Annotated in this window: 4 protein-coding genes; 2 read left to right on the top strand and 2 right to left on the bottom strand. The window is 49.3% G+C overall.

From position 1 onward, the window contains the following. Positions 1 to 45 precede the first annotated feature (45 nt). Positions 46 to 846: a hypothetical protein gene (locus AZ66_RS26385; RefSeq protein ID WP_044357617.1), complete on the bottom strand. Its 801-nt coding sequence runs from the start codon at positions 844 to 846 to the stop codon at positions 46 to 48. Positions 847 to 995: 149 nt separating this feature from the next. After that, positions 996 to 1,997, bottom strand: coding sequence for a helix-turn-helix domain-containing protein (locus AZ66_RS26390; protein WP_044357619.1), 1,002 nt, complete (start codon positions 1,995 to 1,997; stop codon positions 996 to 998). 316 nt (positions 1,998 to 2,313) lie between these two features. On the opposite strand from AZ66_RS26390, the gene AZ66_RS26395 reads away from it, so the two are divergent. Together AZ66_RS26395 and AZ66_RS26400 are read left to right on the top strand one after the other, a co-directional pair. Beyond that, positions 2,314 to 4,464, top strand: a complete 2,151-nt coding sequence (locus AZ66_RS26395; protein WP_044357621.1) for a YhgE/Pip domain-containing protein — start codon at positions 2,314 to 2,316, stop codon at positions 4,462 to 4,464. A gap of 186 nt (positions 4,465 to 4,650) precedes the next feature. Next, positions 4,651 to 5,393 (top strand): MFS transporter (locus tag AZ66_RS26400; protein WP_156160095.1); only part of this gene is annotated, 743 nt, incomplete at its 3' end.

The following is a 5,393-nucleotide window of genomic DNA, read 5'->3' on the forward strand; positions in this document are numbered from 1 at the left end:
ACTCATCCTCCATCTCGAAGCTTGCGAGATTTCATCTCCTACCGTTCAGTTGACCCGAGGATTTTGCGGTTCTCTGTTCCCAGAAGCAGACAACACAACCTTGCCCGGGGCAAGCGGGGAGTCCCCTTTGTCTTTGCGTATTTCCGCGACCTTGAGTTTTAAAGTGCTGCCACTCTTCACTTCTCCCGACAACACATCGAGGATAACTTCGTCGCCTATATCATTTGTTTTGGTGGAAGTATAGAATGTGGATGTGAATAAGGACAGCTTGTCCGCATTTTCCCGCATCCGATTAATTTCTGATATTTCATAGTCTTTTCCGCCAATGTGGAGGGTACGCTTCAACTCAGGACTCAGTCCATATATGGATGTTCCGTCCTTCTTCAATCCATAAGCATACCAATCCCATTTAGGCGGTGGGCTCACTAATATTTCACCGTCTCCCATGAATAATCCAAGAGGCACGCCTGTCGTCATATCATAGAAGTCGCCGTTAATGGCCGCGATGACCCGATTGCCCGCCTTGTCTGCATTATCGGCCATCTTCGTAACACCCGCCATACCGTACACTTTTCCGTCCGTCATTCCAGGCTGCAAATCCAAGGAAGGATTCTTCGGATCGAACTCTACATAATGAACCTTCTCTTGCCCTTGTGGAAGCTCCATATTGTTCCACGTGTAGTTTGCCCCTGGCGCAAGTTCCATCTTGCGCTCATCCGTAACTTTGGCGAAGCTTCCCGAAGCAGCGCTAGACGCCATCGCCATACTAGTCCCCGCCGATACAATCGTGGACCATATCATACACAGTGATAGAACAACCGCCAATCGTTGTCGAATTTGTTTCATACGTAATGCGTTCCTCCTACCATCGAAATGTTCGAGAGGCCTTGTCCTCTCTATAACATGACCTAGTATAGTCGGCTGTCTCTGCAAAGTAATGAAACACATTTATCATTTCTTCGCCGATTCTACTCTTTACGGAATATCAAAAATTGCTAGATACCGAACTGCTTACGATACTCAAGCGGCGTCATATTCACGATCTGCTTAAATACCCGATTAAAATACTGCAGCGTCGTATATCCAGCAGCATGTGCAACCTCATACACCTTGAGACTCGGGTTCAATAGAAGCTCCTTCGACTTCTGAATGCGTACCTGATTCACATAATCAACGAAGGAATAGCCATATCCGCGCTTGAACTGAGCACTGAAATAAGAGATGCTCATCCCATATCGTTCACTTAATTCAGACAACGTCAGTTCCTCATGATAATGAGCGTGTATATAATCGCCCGCCCGCTGGATAAGCAGTCTTGCATTGTGCTTTCGCAGCATATTCGTACGAGCCGCCCAATGCTCAGCCATACGCTGAAAATGACGAACAATATCCGCTTCCCGCTCCGGCAGCAGATCCGAGTAAGTGATTCCATGCTTGCGGAACAAGCGCCGCCACTGGGTATCCAGCTCCCGTAAACATTGGAATTCAGCCTCATCTGCGGTACGAGCATTTCGCAATAAACCCTGTACCAGCTGCTGCTGCTCCTGCAGCATGTCGACAGCTGTGAGGCTTCCGAGTCGGTGCAAGAACTGATAGATGTGCCCATATTGGGTGTGATATGCACGATAATATCCGGCCAGCTTGCTGGCTCTTCTGAGCGCATCACTAACCTCATCACGCTTCCAAGGCTTCGGCAAGAACGCAATAGCGCCATATCGCATCGCTTGAAGCAAGAGCTGGTGATCCGACGAGCGCCCTGTGAGCACCACCACAATCGGATGCTCCCTCTCAGATAACCCTCTAGCAAGAGTCAGACCGTCTATCCCGTTTCCTGACGTATCAGCGATTACGACTTCAGGCCATAATTTCTCAACCTGTTCCCACGCTTCCGGCTGGCTCCCCGCTTGTCCGACGACTGTATATCCTCCCTCTTCCACCATCTGCACGGCTTGCCTGCGCTCAATAGCATCTTGATCCGCCAGCATGACCCGCAACATCAATATCAATGTCCCTCCTTCGCTACTTCTACTTGGTAATCAACGTTAGCATAGTCCGTTGCAATCTGGTCATGTTCACCCCAATCTTATCCAAATCTTAATAGTTAGGCGCAAACCCTCCCATTTGCAAGCGCTTACTAAATTGTCTAAACCTAATTCCGCTGTCCGCTTCGGCCCTCGATACATCAACGCATCATCAGTTCATCCTGTCCTTAATTTTGGGGCATCACCTCCTTTATCGCATGTTTCCTGCCCGAACTACGCACAATGATAGCAATGCTGTCAATTTTAGAAATGAACGGGAGAACAGCCTTCTATGAAATCCATCATCAACCTGTATGTAACTGATTTGAAACGCATTACGAGCAACTGGGCTGCCGCTATTGTCATCACTGGTCTTATCGTCCTGCCATCCCTATATGCATGGTTCAATATCCTGGCATCCTGGGATCCGTACAGCAACACCAAGGGGATATCCATTGCTGTCGCCAATAACGATACCGGCGATACACTCCTCGATAAGCCTATTAACATTGGCAAACAAATCATCGAATCGTTAAAGACAAACGAGGCCATCGGCTGGACATTCATGGATGAAAAAGAAGCACTGCGCCGTGCCGAGCGCGGACAAGTGTATGCCGCCATCATCATTCCAGCGGACTTCTCTGCGCGTATTGGTACCGTACTGACAGACAATCCCCAGAAGGCTGAGATCGTCTATTATGTAAATGAGAAAATCAATGCCATCTCGCCCAAAATTACGGGCAAAGGAGCCTCGGGCGTCATCCAGCAAGTCAGCTCCAACTTCGTTCGCGAAGCGAATCGAACCATTTTCAAAATATTTAACGAGGTAGGCATAGAGCTAAAGAATGAGCTGCCCACCATTGAGAAGGTCAAGAACCTTGTCTTCAAGTTGGAAAAAGGATTCCCCGAACTCGTACATGTGGTCGATGTGGCACTGCGCGATACGGCGAAAGCAAATGACATTGTCGCTTCAGCCCAGCGGAATCTTCCACTGGTGTCCCAAGTTGCCGAGGAAGGTGCCCGCTTCTCTCGCAGCGTCGGTGATCTGCTCAATTACAGCGAGCAAGGGATCGATACGATCTCTCCCTTTATCAAGCAGGATCTTAACTCCATCCATCAGACAGCACTAGCAATCCAAGATCTGACCTCCATTCTGCAGGATGCTGGCAGTGACCCTTCCATCGTGAAGGAGGCACTTAGCCGTGCAGAAGGGCGGCTGGATACGGCCGTCACCCTTGTGAATGGTCTGAACAACTGGTTCAATCGGCTCAATGGGCTTGTCCCAGGCGATCGCTTCAGCAGCACCATAGATCGTCTTCAATCCATACGCGACAAGCTGGAGCGGCAGTTAGCGATTGTTCGACAAGTCTCAGGAGCGGTGGAGCGCGGTGAAGAGGTATCTGCAGACCTGATCAATCAATTGAATCGAATATCCAAAGAAACAGCAGATGCCTCCGGCAGCATACTGAATCGTTATGACGATGAGATTAAGCCCAATATCGTTCAGGGCATCCAGACTGCCAAGCGTACCGTAGGCAATGCCCAAACCGTCCTTCAGGATGCGTTGAAGCATATGCCTGACGTGAAGACGATCCTGAACGATGCAGCCAAGCTGGTTACGGTCGGCAGTGAAGAGATTAAGAAGATACAGCAAAGTCTGCCTGAAGCGCAGTCCAAGCTAACTAACATTGCAGATCGAATTCGCGCACTGGAGGCACGTGGTGATATCAACGAGATTATTGATTTGCTGAGAAATAACTTCGAGAAGGAGAGTGAGTTCTTCGCCGAACCCGTCGTGTTGAAAGAACATAAACTGTTTCCAATACCGAACTATGGTTCGGCCATGTCACCATTCTTCACTACATTATCTTTATGGGTCGGCGCCCTGCTCCTGGTGTCGCTTCTGACGGTGGAGGTGCATGAGGAAGGCGCTGCATATAAGGATTATCAAGTATACTTCGGCCGCTATCTCACCTTCGTAACGATTGCCCTGCTGCAGTCTTTACTTGTGACCTTAGGCGATTGTTACCTGCTGAAGGCATATGTGTTGAATCCATTCTGGTTCGTCATCTTCGGTATGCTGCTTAGCGGCGTATTTATGCTAATAGTATATACGCTCGTATCTGTTTTCGGCAACGTGGGCAAGGCGCTGGCCATTGTGCTGCTTGTCCTCCAGCTTGCGGGATCTGGGGGCACCTTCCCGATTCAAGTAACGCCGCCGTTTTTCCAAGCGATTCATCCGTATTTGCCTTTTACCTATGGCATTAGCATGATGCGTGAGGCTGTTGGTGGGATCCTGTGGGATGTGGTGCAGCGCGACCTGCTCATGATGTGTGTCTATATTGCGATCACGCTCGTCATTGGTTTGTTGTTAAAAACACCTCTCAATCGCTCTAGTGCCAAGTTCGTGCGCAAAGCGAAAGAGAGCAAGCTGATCCACTAGTACATGTCCAACTGCAATCCAACGATCAGTACAATCAGAATGGTCGCCAATAACCCTTTAACCATATTAGCGGTAGCAGTACAATTACGCTCTCCGTGAGTCCTAAATCGAACATTTCACCCCTTCCTTGTTCATCGAACCATGATACAATGGAAGATGCTAACATGGACAATCGGGGGAACGATCATGCGCTTATATCAACAAGTATGGACAGACGTGAAGCAATGGGATCGGAACATTAAGCTGTTTTTTATCGCCAACTTATGCTTTCAAGTGGGCGGTGGCATGTTCATGGTGCTTTATAACTTGTATATTCAATCACTCGGATATAATGATGATATGAATGGGACGCTCATCAGCCTGCAATCTCTTGCAACGGCTTTGATGTTTGTTCCAATCGGCTTTTTAGGGGATCGCACGAGCCGGAAGAAGGTTCTCATTTTCGGCGCACTGCTGACAGGAATAGGATTCATTGGACGCGCCTATGTCGAATCTGTAATGAGCTTGAACATGCTCGCGATCTTCTCAGGACTTGTCGCTTCGGCATTCCAAGTCATCGCAGTCCCATTCCTTGCAGAAAATGCGCAGAAAGAACAGCGACTACAGCTCTTCAGCTACCACTTTGCTCTAGGCTTAGCCGCTCAGGTGCTCGGCAGCATGGGGGGCGGCGCATTGGCCGACATGCTTCAATCCGTCGGATGGAGCAAGGTTGCTAGCTTGCAGACGGTGTTGATGCTAGGGGGAACGGCCACATTAGCCGCCTTTCTGCCGTTGCTCGCCGTTAAGGAGGTTCGCAAGCAGGACGTTCCTAGGATAGAAATAGAGGCTGAAGATATGAATTCAGCACAGGCAGCGGCTTCAGTAGCAACTTCTGCACAAGCTGGAACATCCCCGATGCCCCGACGGCTGCAGAATGGCGTGATATCCGC

This window comes from Paenibacillus sp. E194 (assembly GCF_000935845.1).
In the GTDB taxonomy this organism is placed as follows: Bacteria; Bacillota; Bacilli; order Paenibacillales; family Paenibacillaceae; genus Paenibacillus_B; species Paenibacillus_B alvei_B.

Bases quoted from the DNA above. Each gene is read 5' to 3' on its own strand.
- AZ66_RS26390 (WP_044357619.1), bottom strand. From the start codon at position 1,997: ATGTTGCGGGTCATGCTGGCGGATCAAGATGCTATTGAGCGCAGGCAA.
- AZ66_RS26395 (WP_044357621.1), top strand. From the start codon at position 2,314: ATGAAATCCATCATCAACCTGTATGTAACTGATTTGAAACGCATTACG.
- AZ66_RS26385 (WP_044357617.1), bottom strand. From the start codon at position 846: ATGAAACAAATTCGACAACGATTGGCGGTTGTTCTATCACTGTGTATG.